Here is a 13,330-nt window from a genome sequence, read left to right on the forward strand (position 1 = left end):
GGTCTACTCCACTTGCGCGACGGCGGCATTGATCCGCGCGATCGCTTCGGCGAGCACCTCCTCGCTGGTGGCGGTGGAGATGCGGAAATAGGGTGAAAGTCCGTAAGCAGCACCGGGCACCGATGCCACGCGGCCTTCGTTCAGGAGATAGGCCGCCACCGCCGTATCGTCCTCCAGCACGACGCCTTTGGATGTCTTGCGGCCGATCAGGCTGGCGCAGCCGATATAGGCATAGAAGGCGCCTTCCGGCGGCGGAAGCGTCAGGCCGTTGATGCGTCTTATGCCATCGACCACCAAATTCCTGCGCGCCTCGAATGCATTGCGGAAACGAGCCACCTCGTCCTGTGGGCCGTTCAGCGCGGCGACCGTCGCCGCCTGGGCAATCGAGCACACCGAGGTGACCGACTGGCTCTGGATGGTCGACATCGCCTTGACGAGTGGCGCCGGGCCAGCCGCGTAGCCGACACGCCAGCCGGTCATCGCATAGGCCTTGGCGACGCCGTTGACGATGAGGCTTCGGTCCCGAAGGTCCGGGCAGGCCTTGCCGAAGGAGACGAATTCGCGACCATCGAAGATGATGTGCTCATAGATCTCGTCGGACAGGATGAGCACCTGTGGATGCCTGGCAAGGATAGCGCCCAGCGCCTTGAGGTCGTCGGCCGAGTAGACCGCGCCGGACGGATTGCCGGGCATGTTCAGGAACAGCCATTTGGTTCTCGGCGTGATCGCCTTTTCGAGCAGCTCGGGCGTCAGCCTGAAGCCGCCGCTTTCCGGGCATTCGACCGTGACGGGCGTGCCGCCGAGCAGCTTCACCATCTCGGGATAGGACACGAAATAGGGTGCGGGCAGGATGGCCTCGTCGCCGGGTTCCAGCGTCGCCATCAGCGCGTTGAAAATGATCTGCTTGGCGCCGTTGGCCACGACGATGTCGTCGGCTGTGTAGTCCAGTCCGTTTTCGCGTCGGAATTTCCCGGCCACCGCCTCGCGCACTTCCGGTGAGCCGGCCGCGGCGGTGTAGAGGGTCTGGCCGGCCTTGGCGGCCGCATAGGCCGCTTCGGTGATGTGGGCAGGCGTCGGAAAATCCGGTTCGCCGAGCCCAAGGTCGATGACGTCGACGCCTTTGGCCCTTAGCGCCTTGGCGGCCTGGGAGGCCGCCATCGAAGCCGACGGCTTGACCACGGACAGGCGCGAGGAAATGTAGCTCATCGGCTTTTCTCCGAAATATAGCCCCTGGACACGTCCTGTGCCCGCGCCTCCGTACTGCGCCTGGAGGGATCGCCATAGCCGCCACCGCCGGGAAGTTCCAGAACCAGACGACGCCCTTCGGGAACGTGCTGCCAGCCCTTGGGGCGCATCAGCGTGCCATCGTCGAGCCTGACGATGCCGGCAATCCCGTCCTTGCCGCCATCGCGGCCTTTGGCTGGATGCCTGACCCGGTCGAACATGGCGGAGAAATCGAACTCGTGGCCCTCGGTGGCCGCGATTTCGAGGATCTGGCCGAGGCCGCCGCGAAATTCCCCGTCGCCGCCGGAATCGGGACGCAGTTCCTTGCGCCAGATGACGATCGGCCCGGTGTGCTCGGTCGCTTCGATCGGCATCGTATGGACACCGGACGGAAAGGCGGTGGCGGAAAGCCCGTCCAGCGTCGGGCGCGCGCCCATGCCGCCGGAATTGAACATCAGCACCTCGGCGCGGCGCCCATCGCCGCCGGCGACCGGCCTGACCGAAATGTGGATGTTCCACAGTGCCGCCGCCCCTTCGGCCAGGATCTGGCCCGGCAGCGCCTTGGCCAGCGCGCCCAGCACCAAATCGGGCACCATGTGGCCGATGACGTGCCGGAGCGACACCGGCGCCGGCCGCGCGGCGTTCAGGATGTTGGTCGGCGACGATATGGTGAACAGAGCGAGCGAGGCCGCATTGTTCGGGATCTCCGGCGCCACCACGCATTTCAGGGCGTAGCAGGCATAGGCCTTGCTGTAGATGATCGGAACGTTGATGCCCCATCGGCTTGTCGGATCGGTGCCGGAGAAGTCGACGTTCAGATGGTCGTCGCCGATCGAGACGGCGGCCACCAGCTTGACCGGCGTGTCGTAGCCGTCGGTCACCAGTTCGTTCGACCAGGTGCCTTTCGGCAGTGCCTTGATGCGCTCCAGCGTCGCGTCGTGGGTGCGCGTGAAGATGAACTCTCCCAGCCTGTCCAGCGATGCCAGACCGATCTCCTGCATCATGTCGACCAGGCGGCGGTGGCCGACCTCGTTGCAGGCGGCCAGCGAATAGAAGTCGCCGACAACCTGGTTCGGCTCGCGCACATTGGCGCGCAGGATCTTCACCAGATCGAGGTTCACCTTGCCGCGTTCGGCGAACTTCATGATCGGGATCTGGATGCCTTCTTCGTAGACCGACTTGCCGTCGGCGCCGAAGCCGCGGCCGCCGACGTCGACCACATGCGCGGTGCAGGCAAAAAACGCCACCAGTTCGCCGTTGAGGAACGAAGGCGAGACCATGGTGATGTCGTGCAGATGGCCCGTGCCTTTCCAGGGATCGTTGGTGACATAGGTGTCACCCTCGTACATCTCCTCGCGCGGGATCTCGTTCATGAACTGCAGCACGGCCTCGGCCATGGTGTTCACATGCCCGGGCGTGCCGGTCACGGCCTGCGCCAGCATCTCGCCGCGCGGATTGAACACGCCGGCCGACAGGTCGCCCGATTCACGCACCGATGTGGAGAAGGCCGTGCGCAACAGGGTCAGCGCCTGCTCCTCGACCACCGAGATCAGGCGATTCCACATCACCTGCATGCGGATTTCCAAGATATCGCTCATGCCTGGACCCCTTTGCGGATCAGGAGGATCGAACCGTCGCTCTGTAGCACGGCATCGAAGAGGGTGGTGACGACCGTCGACGTCTCGCGCTCGACGATCACCGCCGGGCCGCTGATGCGGTCCCCCGGCGAGAGGCCAGCGCGTTCGATGATGGCTGAAACCTGAACCGTTCCGGTCGCCGGATCGAAAACGCCGCGCGTCTGCGAAGCGGCGACAGTTCTGGTCCCCATGGTGATCTCGTGCCTGGCGGGGGCCGGCCGCACGTCCTGCGCCTTGACCGACCAGGTGACGATCTCGATTTCCAACCCGTCGAGGCCATCGATGGCACGGCCGAAGAAGCGCGCGTAATTGTCCCGGAAGGCGTCCTTGACGCCGATCTCATCGCCGGGCTTGAACGCCCTGTCGGGCAGCGGCACCGGGATTTCCCAACCCTGGCCCGCATAGCGCATGAAGGCGGTGATCTCGCGGGTGATGGCACTGTTTGTGCCGGCCCGCACGAAGCTCTCGGCGGTCGCCTTCAGCCCGTCGAGCAGCGTATTCACCTCGCATGCGTCGAAGCGCGACAGACGCATCAGCTTGGAAGCCAGCGCCTCATAGCCGAACGGCGCCTTGAGGAAGCCGATGGCCGAGCCGACGCCGGCGCCTTGCGGAACAAGGCACTGTTCGACGCCAAGCTTTTCGCACAGCCGCGCCGCATGCAGGGGCGCGGCGCCGCCAAAGGCGATCATGACATTGTCGGAGATGTTCTTGCCGTTTTCCACCGCATGGACGCGGGCGGCATTGGCCATGTTCTCGTCGACGACCTCGCAGATGCCGAAGGCGGCGGAAACGGAATTGAGCGAAAGCCGGGTGCCGACATCGCGGGTGATCGCCTGCTCGGATGCCTCGGTGTCCAGCCTGATGGCGCCGCCGGCGAAATTGTCGGGATCGAGCTTGCCCAGCACCAGGTCGGCATCGGTGATGGCCGGGCGACTGCCGCCGCGTCCGTAACAGGCGGGACCGGGTTCGGACCCGGCACTTTCCGGGCCGGTCTGGATGCGCCCCATGGCGTCGACCCAGGCGATTGAGCCGCCGCCGGCGCCGATTTCGATCATTTCGATCACCGGGATCGAGATCGGCATGCCGGAGCCCTTGCAGAAGCGATAGGTGCGGGCAACCTCGAAGGTCCGCGCGGTGCGCGGCGAATAATCCTCGATCAGGCAGATCTTCGCGGTCGTTCCGCCCATGTCGTAGGAGACGACGGAGTCGAGATCGAAGCGCCGCGCCACGTCGGCCGCGAAGATCGCGCCGCCGGCCGGGCCGGACTCGACCAGGCGCACCGGAAATTCGGACGCTGTTTCCACCGAGATCAGGCCGCCGCCCGAGTGGATCATGAACACCGGGCAGTTCGCCCCCATCTCCTTCAGCCGCACCTGGAGGCGCACCAGATAGTCGGCCATCTGCGGCCGCACATAGGCATTGGCGCAAACCGTGTTGAAGCGTTCGAACTCGCGCATCTGCGGCGAGACCTCGGCGCTGATGGAAATCGGTATGTCCAGCTTCGCAGCGAGGATCTCGCGCGCCCGCCGTTCATGCACCGGGTCCATGTAGGAATGGATAAAGCCGATGGCTACGGCGCCGAAGCCGCCGGCGGCGATGCTGTCGGCGATCTCGTCGAGCGCTGCTTCGTCCAGCGGCTGCAATTCCTGCCCGTCCGCGCCGATGCGCCCCTTCACAGTATAGCGATGCTCGCGCGGGATCAGCGGCGGCGGCAGTTTCAGGTTCAAATCATACTGTTCGAACCGGTTTTCCGTGCGCATCTCGATGACATCGCGAAACCCTTCGGTGGTGACCAGCGCCGTCTTGGCGCCGCGCCGCTCGATGAGCGCGTTGGTCGCCAGCGTGGTGCCGTGGATGACGATGTCGAGGTCGGCCAGCGTGATGCCGGCGTCGCGCACGACGATCTCGATGCCGTCGAGGATGGCCTGTTCGGGCGCCGCATAGTTGGTCAGGATCTTGGTCGAAAAGATCGTGCCGCGCACATCGACCACGATATCGGTGAACGTGCCGCCGATATCCGCGCCGAGACGGATGTCATTTGCCGTGCTGGTCATGCGTTGGCCTTCTGCGAAGCGAGCGCTGCGTCGCGCATTTGGGAAAGGGTCTGACGCGGCGTGAGGGCCTCAGGCGAAATATCCAGCTCCAGGACCGCGCCGGTCGCGGACGTCAGCGCCCTGCCGAAAGCACCGGCGAAATCCTCGGTCGCGCCGACCCGCTCGGCATGGAAGCCATAGGCGCGGGCGATGCCGACGAAATCCGGGTTCTCGATGTTCGTTCCCGACACGCGCGCCGGATAATGCCGCTCCTGATGCGCGCGGATAGTGCCGTAGATGCCATTGTTCAGGATGAGGACGATCGGCTGCGCGCCTGCCTGCATCGCCGTCCCCAGCTCCTGGCAGTTCATCTGGAAATCGCCGTCGCCGGCAAAGCAGACCACCGTGCGTGAGGGAAAGGCCACCTTGGCCGCGATGGCCGCCGGCAGGCCGTAGCCCATGGCGCCGGATTGCGGTGCAAGCAGCCGTGCCTTCGGCCCGAATTTGAAGAACTTGTTTGGCCACACGGTGAAATTGCCGGCGCCGTTGGTCAGGATGACGTCTTCGGGCAGCGTCTCGCGCAGCCAGCGGCTGACCTCGACCATGTCGACCGGGCCCGGCTGGGCCGGCGCGGTAAACGTGCCCTCATAGCTTTGGCGTGCCTGCGACCGCCACGCTGCCCAGTCGCCCTTGACCGGTGAGAGCGCCTTGGCGAAGGCGTTCGGCCCGGCATGGATGCCAAGCGAGGGTACGTAGATCTTGCCGATCTCGCGATCCGAACCGTGCACATGGATCAGCTTCTGCTTAGGCTCGGGCACGGACAAAAGCGTGTAGCCATCCGTGGTCATCTCGCCAAAGCGCACATTGATCGCCAGGATCACATCGGCGTCGCGGATCAGCGTCTTGACATGCGGGACCATGCCGACACCCGCCTCGCCGACGAAGACCGGCGAGCCATTGTCGAACTGATCCTGGAAGCGGAACGCCGCGACCACCGGAATGTCGGAGATTTCGGCGAAAGCCTGGAGCGCGGCGCGCCCGTCAGCGGACCAGTTGGCGCCGCCGATCAGGACGACCGGCCTGCGGGCGGCGGCCAGCATGGACCGGGCCTCGGCCAGCGCATCGGCATCGGCCGCGGCCTCGAACACCCTGGCAGGTCCGCTGAGTGGCGCGACGTCGGTCAGCGTCGTCAGCATGTCCTCGGGGAGGGCGATCACCACCGGGCCGGGCCGGCCGGTGAGCGCCGTGGTCCAGGCCCGGGCAATGATTTCCGGCAGGCGTTCGACATCGTCGATTTCCACGGCCCATTTCGCCATTGTGCCGAACACGGCGCGGTAGTCGATTTCCTGGAACGCTTCGCGGCCGCGCATGTCGGTGCCGACCTGGCCGACGAAGACGATCATCGGCGAACTGTCCTGCATCGCCGTGTGCACGCCGATGGACGCATTGGTTGCGCCTGGGCCACGGGTCACGAAGCAAAGGCCTGGCGAGCCCGTCAGCTTGCCATAGGCCGAGGCCATGAATGCCGCACCGCCCTCGTTGCGGCACAGCACGTAGTCCAGCTTTCCATGCGTGTCGTGCAGCGCGTCCAGCACGGCCAGGTAGCTTTCGCCCGGCACACCGAAACTCTTGGTCGCGCCGAGCGCCAGCAGGCATTCGACAAGAAGGCGACCGCCATTGCGGATCATGCTTCGACATCCTTCATTCAGACGGCAAGCGGACCGAGCCTGCCTTTCGGATTCATACGTGCACGCTGGCGGATCTAGACGAAACCAAGAAATGCCGTCTATTCGAAAGTTTTTCTTTACTGAGAGACGCGCACCAGGACGTCCGGGTTCATCGTGCCCAGCGGATCGAACGCACCCTTGAGCCGCGTCATGAGCTCTCGCTCCACCAGGCCGCGATTGCGGTCGGCCATGACGACCTTTGCCCGGCCAAGCCCATGCTCGGCTGCAAAGCTGCCGCCCATCTGCGTGGCAAGAGATGACAGCGCCTCGGCGAACAGCTCGGCCTTGCCGTCGAAATCGGCACGACCTTCCGGTGGAGACAAATTGTAATGGATGTTTCCGTCGCCAAGGTGCCCGAACGGGTTTATCCGCACGCCGGGAAGAGTGCCGCCGCAGATCTTCGCGCCTGCCTCGACGAAACGGGCGATTGCACCTGGAGGCACCGAAATGTCGTGCTTGAGCTGCTCGCCTTCCAGCCTCTGTCCCTCGGGTTGCTCCTCGCGCAGCCGCCAGAATTGTGCCCGATGCGCACCTGTCGCCGCCAGCGCGCCGTCGCAGACCAGGCCCTGTTCCATGCCCAATTCCAGCGCCGAAGCCAGGATCTCGTCCAAGGGAACACGTAGCGATCCCGATGCCAGTTCGACCAGCAGATAAACGTCGCCCCGTGTCTCAAGTTGGTAGGCAAGGTCGGGCAAGTGCTTGAGCGCCAGTTGCAGGCCGAAATCGGAGAAGAACTCGAGGCCAGTCAGGAATTCCCCGGCCTCGCCGCGCAGGAAGGCGCCGAACGAAACGGCGGCTGCAAAATTGGGCAGGACCAGCAGGGCGCTCGCCTGCTGCCGCGGCTTGGGATACAGCCGCAGGATCGCGCGCGTCACGATCCCGAGCGTACCTTCCGCGCCGCAGAACAGCTTGCGCAACTGATAGCCGGCATTGTCCTTCTGCACCGCGCGCAGTCCGTCCCAGACCCTGCCGTCAGGCGTCACGACTTCGAGACCCAGAACGAGATCCTGCATCATGCCGTGACGGAAAGCCTGGCTGCCGCCGGCATTGGTGCCGATCAGGCCGCCGATCCTGGCGCTGCCTTCCGCGCCGAGATGCATTGGAAACATCAGGCCATCCGGTTCCAGCGCCTCGTGCAGCGCGGCCAGCACGACGCCGGCCTCGACGACGATCGATCCGCTGTCCAGATCCGGTTTGCCGATCGCCGTCATGCGGGAAAGCGAGACGATCACCGCATTCGACTGCTGGGCGACGGCGGCGCCGCAAAGCCCGGTGTTTCCGCCTTGCGGCACCACTGCCAGTCCGGCCTCTCGGCACAGCTTGACGACACCGGCAACCTGCGACGTATCCGAGGGCCTGGCAACGCCCAGAGGTGCGACGCCATAGCGATTGAGCCAATCGCGCTGGTAGGGCTCGGCGTCAATGCCCGAAAGCCAGCCTTTCGGCCCGAGAATCTCGTGCAACGCGGTGGCGGGATCAATCATGGAGATGCCTGAGGGCGTGCGGCGTGACTCATTCGGCTCGTTGCTTCCAATCAATGACCCAGCACCTGCGACAGGAACTGTCGAGTGCGCTCGTTGCGGGACGAGGTGAAGAACTCGTCCGGAGACGCTTCTTCGACGATATCGCCGCCATCCATGAAAATCATCCGATCGGCGACCCGGCGCGCAAAGCCCATCTCATGGGTCACACAGATCATCGTCATGCCCTCCGAAGCGAGCGTAACCATCACGTCGAGCACTTCGGAGACCATTTCCGGATCGAGCGCCGAGGTCGGCTCGTCGAACAGCATGATCTGCGGCTGCATGCAAAGAGCGCGCGCAATCGCGACCCGCTGCTGCTGACCGCCGGACAATTGGCTGGGATATTTCATGGCCTGCTCGGGAATGCGCACCTTTTCCAGATAGAGTCTGGCGGTTGCCTCGGCTTGCGCCCGCGGCTGCTTGCGCACGATCATCGGGGAGATCATGCAGTTCTCCAGCACCGTCATGTGCGGGAACAGGTTGAAGTGCTGGAACACCATCCCGACTTCGCGCCTGATCTCGTCGATGTTGCCGACGTCGTCGTTAAGCTCGGTGCCGAGCACCTCGATGCGGCCGCCATTGTGCTGTTCGAGGCGGTTGATGCAGCGGATCATGGTCGACTTGCCGGAGCCGGAGGGTCCGCAGACGACGATTTTTTCGCCCCGCTTCACGGAAAGGTTTATCCCGCGCAGCGCGTGGAACGTGCCGTAATATTTGTCGAGGTTTTCGATGCGGAGCGCCGGCTCACCGGTCGAATTGGTTGAGATCACCTGCACGCCTCCTTACCGTTCGCTGACCGACATGCGGCGCTCGAGAAAGGCGCCATAGCGGGACAGGCTGAAGACGAAGATGAAGTAGATGAAGGCGATGAAGGCATAGACTTCGACATAGGCGAAGCGCCATTCGCCGGTGCCGTAGGCGGCATTGCCGGAAGCCAGGATCTCGAAGAAGCCGACGATGACCACCAGCGAGGTTTCCTTGAACGAGATGACGAACTGGTTGATCGTGGCCGGCATCGCGTTGCGCATGGCCTGAGGCAGGAGGATTCGACTGACGCGTTGCCAATAGCGCATGCCAAGCGCCATGGCAGCCTCCTCCTGTCCTGTCGCGACGCCCTGCATGCCGCCTCTCACGATCTCCGCCTGATAGGCGGAGAAGAACAAAGCGGAGCCCAGGATCACCCGGTACAGCTTGTCGCCCTGCAGCCATTGCGGCAGCGCGAACGGCAGAACCACGGCAAAGGTGAAGAGGATCGATATCAGGGGAAGCGAACGGACCCCATCGATGATCAGGCCGGTGGTCCGGGAAATCCAGGGCAGTTCCGACCGGCGCAGCAAGGCCAGGCAGATTGCCAGCGGAAAGCCGATCAGGCAGGTGGTCACGAAGATGAACAGGGTCAATGCCAGCCCGCCCCAGGCTTCCTCGCCGACATGGGCAAGGCCAAGCACGCCGCCTTTCATCAACACGTAGAAAAGGCTCGTTCCGGCTCCCCATACCAGCGCGATGCGGCGGCCGGTCCAGAATGCCGGGATACAGCTCAGCACCGTCATCACCACCACGGCGACGCAGGCCAGCGCCGAGCGCCATTGTTCTTCATAAGGGTAGAGGCCGAAGAAGATGATCCGCCATCTTGCCGCGATGACCGACCAGCAGGCGCCCGCTGCCGCCTGGCAGGCTTCCGGCCCGCCGCTGGTCGTGAAGACAGCCGAGAAAACGGCCCAATTCAGGAGCTTCCAGACCAGGAAGACCATGATCGCCAGGCAGGCCAGCGACAACACCGCCTGGAGCGGCGTCGCGAAGAAGCGTCGCCTCAGATCCTCGAGCCTGCCGGGAGCGGGTGGAGCGACAACGACCATCTCCATCTGTCAGCCCCTCAGTTGATTGCCCTTGAGGGCAATTGCCTTGTTGATGCGGTTGAAGACGGCGGCAAGGCTGAGATTGATGGCGAGGAAGCCTGCCATCAGGATGCCGATCGCTTCGAGGGTCTGCCCGGAATGGTTGATCGTCAGCGCCACAATCATGAAGAAGTCCGTGAAGCCCACGGCGATGCCCATCGTCGTCGCCTTCATCAGCCAGACATACTGGTTGGCGAGGATAGGCAGCATGGCGCGCAGCGCCAGCGGCAGCCGCACCAGCGTGAAGACCCGCCAGGGACTGAGGCCCAGGGAAAGGGCTGCCTCGACCTGGCCGGTGCCGACGGCCTTGAAGCCTCCGCGTACGATCTCCGCGATGTAGGAGCCGCCATAGATCGCGATGGCGATGGCGAGCGTGGCGAACTCGGGTGGAATGCGCAGGCCGCCTCTCAGATTGAGGCCTTGCAAAGCGGGGAAGTCCAGCAGCGGCGTATCCGGCATACGTCCGATGGCCAGAATGATGGCCGCGCAAGCCAGCGCAGCCGCTGCGGCCGCGAACTGGATGGTGCGCCGCTGGCCGATTGGCTGGGCAAGGCGCGACGTCCTGCCCAGCCAGGCCGGCAGCACGATGGCCGCGATGACGGCCAGTGTGGCTGCGGCAAACGCGGCACTGCCGACGTTCGGGAATGGAATGTAGAGCCCCCGGCTGGTCAGCAGGAAGCCCCAGGCTTCGTGCGCGCTGCGCGGCGTCGGCAGGTGCGTGATGATCGCGTACCAGAAGAACACCTGGAGGATCAGCGGGATGTTTCGGAAGATGTCCACATAGGTGCGCCCGAGCAGCCGCGCCAGATCGTTCGAAGACGTCCGCGCCAGACCGACGATTGTTCCCACGATCGTCGCCAATATCAGGCCGACGCTCCCAAGGAACAGCGTGTTGATAATGCCGATGAGGAAGTACCACCAATAGGGATCGTTGGCCGTGGCGGGCAGCAGCGAGAAATTCACATCCCAACCCGTCGACTTGAACAGAAAGTCGAATCCGGAGGTGATCCCCTGGTCGGCCAGGTTGCGGCGCGCGATCACGATGCCGGCAAGCACCATCGCGGCGATCGAGCCGACATAGAGGACCTGCAACAGCGCGTTGCGGACCTTTTGATTTCTCAGCAGGCTGACCATCCAAAGATCCTTGCCGAATTGTCGCCGGCCCCGCCGGGCAAGTGCCGGGCGGGGCCTAAAGCGGGTGAATTAAGAACGGATCAGTCGATCACCAGCGGGAACAGGACACCGCCATTGTTCCAAAGATTGGTCAGCTCGCGGTCCATCTTGTAGGGCGAGTCCTTGCCGAGATCGCGCTCGAAGATTTCGCCGTAATTGCCGACGTTCTTGATCACCTTGTAGGCCCAGTCGTCATCGAGACCGAGACCCTTGCCCATGCCTGGCGTGACGCCGAGGAACTTGGCGACTTGCGGCGAGGTCGGCTTGGCCTTGATCTCATCGACGTTCTTGGAGGTGATGCCTTCCTGCTCGGCGAAGATCAGGGTGCTCAGCGTCCAGTTGGCAATGTCGACCCAATTGTCGTCGCCTTGCCGCATGATCATGACTTCAGGCTCGACGGCGAGCACGTCGGGCAGGATGACATGGTCGTCGACCTTGCTCTTGGCGATGCGCGCAATGGCCAGCGTCGGGCCCCACTGCGCATAGAGATCGCAGCGTCCCGAGAAATAGGCCTGCTCGAGCTCCTCCGTCTTTTCGATGAGCACGGGTTCGAGCTTGATGCCAAGCTTGGCCGAATAGGCCGCGACCTGCTGTTCCTGCGACGTGCCCGCGGGAATGCAGATCGTGCCGCCGGCGGCATCCTTGAGCGACTTGAGGTTGAGCTCCTTGTGCGCCATCACCTTGGTGGTTCCGAGGTAGTAGGACATGGAGAATTGCAGCCCGAGCTCGGTGTCTCGGCTGAGCGTGCCGCCAGACGCCTTGATGATGATGTCGACATCGCCCGACTGCAGGGCCGGCCAGCGCTGCGCCCAGCTGATCGGAACGACCTTCAGCTTTGCCGGGTCGCCGAGCACGGCCGTGGCCACCGCCCGGCAGAGATCGATGTCCATGCCTTTCCAGTTGCCCTTGTCGTCGACTTCGGCGAAGCCGAGATAGGATCCGTCATGGCCGGTGCAGTTGAGCACGCCGCGCGCCTTGACGGCTTCCAGCGTCTTGCCGCCGGCGGCTTCTGCCGGCGCTGCAAAATGCACAAGTCCAAGGGCCATGGCTGCGGCCCCCCATTTCATCGTTTTCATGTTCCGTCTCCACTGTTGAGGTTGTTTGGTTTCTTGTTGTTGGAGGTCCGAAAGGTTTCTTTCGGAGCTCGGTCTCAAAGCCGCTCCTAGTCGGAAAGCGGGGTCGGTTTCGGCACGGAGGAAATCTTCAGATCGCTGCCCCAGTCCTGCTGGGCGAGCCATCGATGAAGGGCGGCGACCGCCTTCACGCGCAGGTGCCCGCGCGGGACGATCAGGTAGAATCCAGGGACTTCCTCCGGCCGCATATCGGCAAGGGCGTCGCGGCCGACCGGCGCGACCAGCGCGCCCGACCTCAAATCTTCCTCGGCGTCGATGACGGAGACCAGACCGACGCCGATGCCTTGCAAGGTTGCACGGCGCATGGTTGCGGCATCGTCGAAGCTGATGCTTCGGTTGCCATCCGTCTGCTCGATGGCAAGGTGGCGTAAAATGTCTGGCCAAAGGCGCTTCGATTTGACGGTGTCCAGCAACGTGAACAGCGTCAGGTCCTGCGCCGACTTGATGCTTTCGCCGATGGCCGGGGTGCAGCAGATGACCTTCGGATCCGGCACCAGCAGGATGGTCTCGTAGTCCGGCCAATTGCCGTAGCCCCACTGGACGGTCATATCGATGTCGTCGCGTCCGAAATCGGGCAGGTCGACCATCGTCGTCAGGCGCAGATCCGCACCCGGCAATATCTCCCGAAACAGGGATAGCCGAGGCAGCAGATAGTGGGTCGCGAAGTAAGGGCTTGCATTCAGGTTGATGCGGTCCCGGTAATTCGACTTGGTGACGCGGCGAACACCTTCGGAAAACTCATCGAACCCGGCTTTGACATAGTGCGAGAGAAGGATGGCCGACTCGGTCAATTCGACCGACCGGCCCTTGCGCTCGAACAGCGTTACCTGAAGCGTATCCTCCAGAAGCTTGATCTGCTGTCCGACGGCCTGCGGCGTGACCAGCAATTCATCCGCCGCCTGCCGAAAGCTCTTGTGCTGCGCGACGGCGTGAAAGACGCGAAGCGCATTCAGCGAGGGAAGGCGGAGCTTGCCGGTCATTGTAA

General features: G+C 63.9%; 10 protein-coding genes. All 10 read right to left on the minus strand.

The genetic code is table 11. The features are described 5' to 3' along the window. Positions 1-3: 3 nt before the first annotated feature. Positions 4-1,206: a pyridoxal phosphate-dependent aminotransferase gene (locus FCU66_RS24655; RefSeq protein ID WP_136620124.1), complete on the minus strand. Its 1,203-nt coding sequence runs from the start codon at positions 1,204-1,206 to the stop codon at positions 4-6. Continuing rightward, a complete protein-coding gene (locus FCU66_RS24660) occupies positions 1,203-2,822 on the minus strand; it encodes a hydantoinase B/oxoprolinase family protein (protein ID WP_136620123.1) in 1,620 nt (539 codons plus the stop codon). The genes FCU66_RS24655 and FCU66_RS24660 overlap by 4 nt, the downstream gene beginning before the upstream one ends. Continuing rightward, entirely contained in the window at positions 2,819-4,915 is a 2,097-nt protein-coding gene (locus FCU66_RS24665) for a hydantoinase/oxoprolinase family protein (protein WP_136620122.1), read from the minus strand. Before FCU66_RS24665 ends, FCU66_RS24660 begins: the two co-directional genes overlap by 4 nt. Next, positions 4,912-6,582: a thiamine pyrophosphate-binding protein gene (locus FCU66_RS24670; RefSeq protein ID WP_136620121.1), complete on the minus strand. Its 1,671-nt coding sequence runs from the start codon at positions 6,580-6,582 to the stop codon at positions 4,912-4,914. The genes FCU66_RS24665 and FCU66_RS24670 overlap by 4 nt, the downstream gene beginning before the upstream one ends. 116 nt (positions 6,583-6,698) lie before the next feature. After that, positions 6,699-8,105: an FAD-binding oxidoreductase gene (locus FCU66_RS24675; RefSeq protein ID WP_136620120.1), complete on the minus strand. Its 1,407-nt coding sequence runs from the start codon at positions 8,103-8,105 to the stop codon at positions 6,699-6,701. A 50-nt stretch (positions 8,106-8,155) separates the two neighbouring features. Continuing rightward, complete coding sequence (locus tag FCU66_RS24680) at positions 8,156-8,914, minus strand: amino acid ABC transporter ATP-binding protein (protein WP_136620119.1); 759 nt, start codon at positions 8,912-8,914, stop codon at positions 8,156-8,158. Between the two features lie 12 nt (positions 8,915-8,926). Then, positions 8,927-10,006, minus strand: coding sequence for an amino acid ABC transporter permease (locus tag FCU66_RS24685; RefSeq protein WP_136620118.1), 1,080 nt, complete (start codon positions 10,004-10,006; stop codon positions 8,927-8,929). A 3-nt stretch (positions 10,007-10,009) separates the two neighbouring features. Then, complete coding sequence (locus FCU66_RS24690; RefSeq protein WP_136620117.1) at positions 10,010-11,173, minus strand: ABC transporter permease subunit; 1,164 nt, start codon at positions 11,171-11,173, stop codon at positions 10,010-10,012. Positions 11,174-11,253: 80 nt separating this feature from the next. Continuing rightward, complete coding sequence (locus FCU66_RS24695) at positions 11,254-12,288, minus strand: amino acid ABC transporter substrate-binding protein (protein ID WP_136620116.1); 1,035 nt, start codon at positions 12,286-12,288, stop codon at positions 11,254-11,256. 86 nt (positions 12,289-12,374) lie between these two features. Continuing rightward, positions 12,375-13,325 (minus strand): LysR substrate-binding domain-containing protein, encoded by a 951-nt coding sequence (locus tag FCU66_RS24700; RefSeq protein ID WP_013530401.1) that lies wholly within the window; start codon positions 13,323-13,325, stop codon positions 12,375-12,377. Positions 13,326-13,330 lie beyond the last annotated feature (5 nt).

It is taken from the genome of Mesorhizobium norvegicum (assembly GCF_004919685.1).
GTDB classification, from domain to species: Bacteria; Pseudomonadota; Alphaproteobacteria; order Rhizobiales; family Rhizobiaceae; genus Mesorhizobium; species Mesorhizobium norvegicum.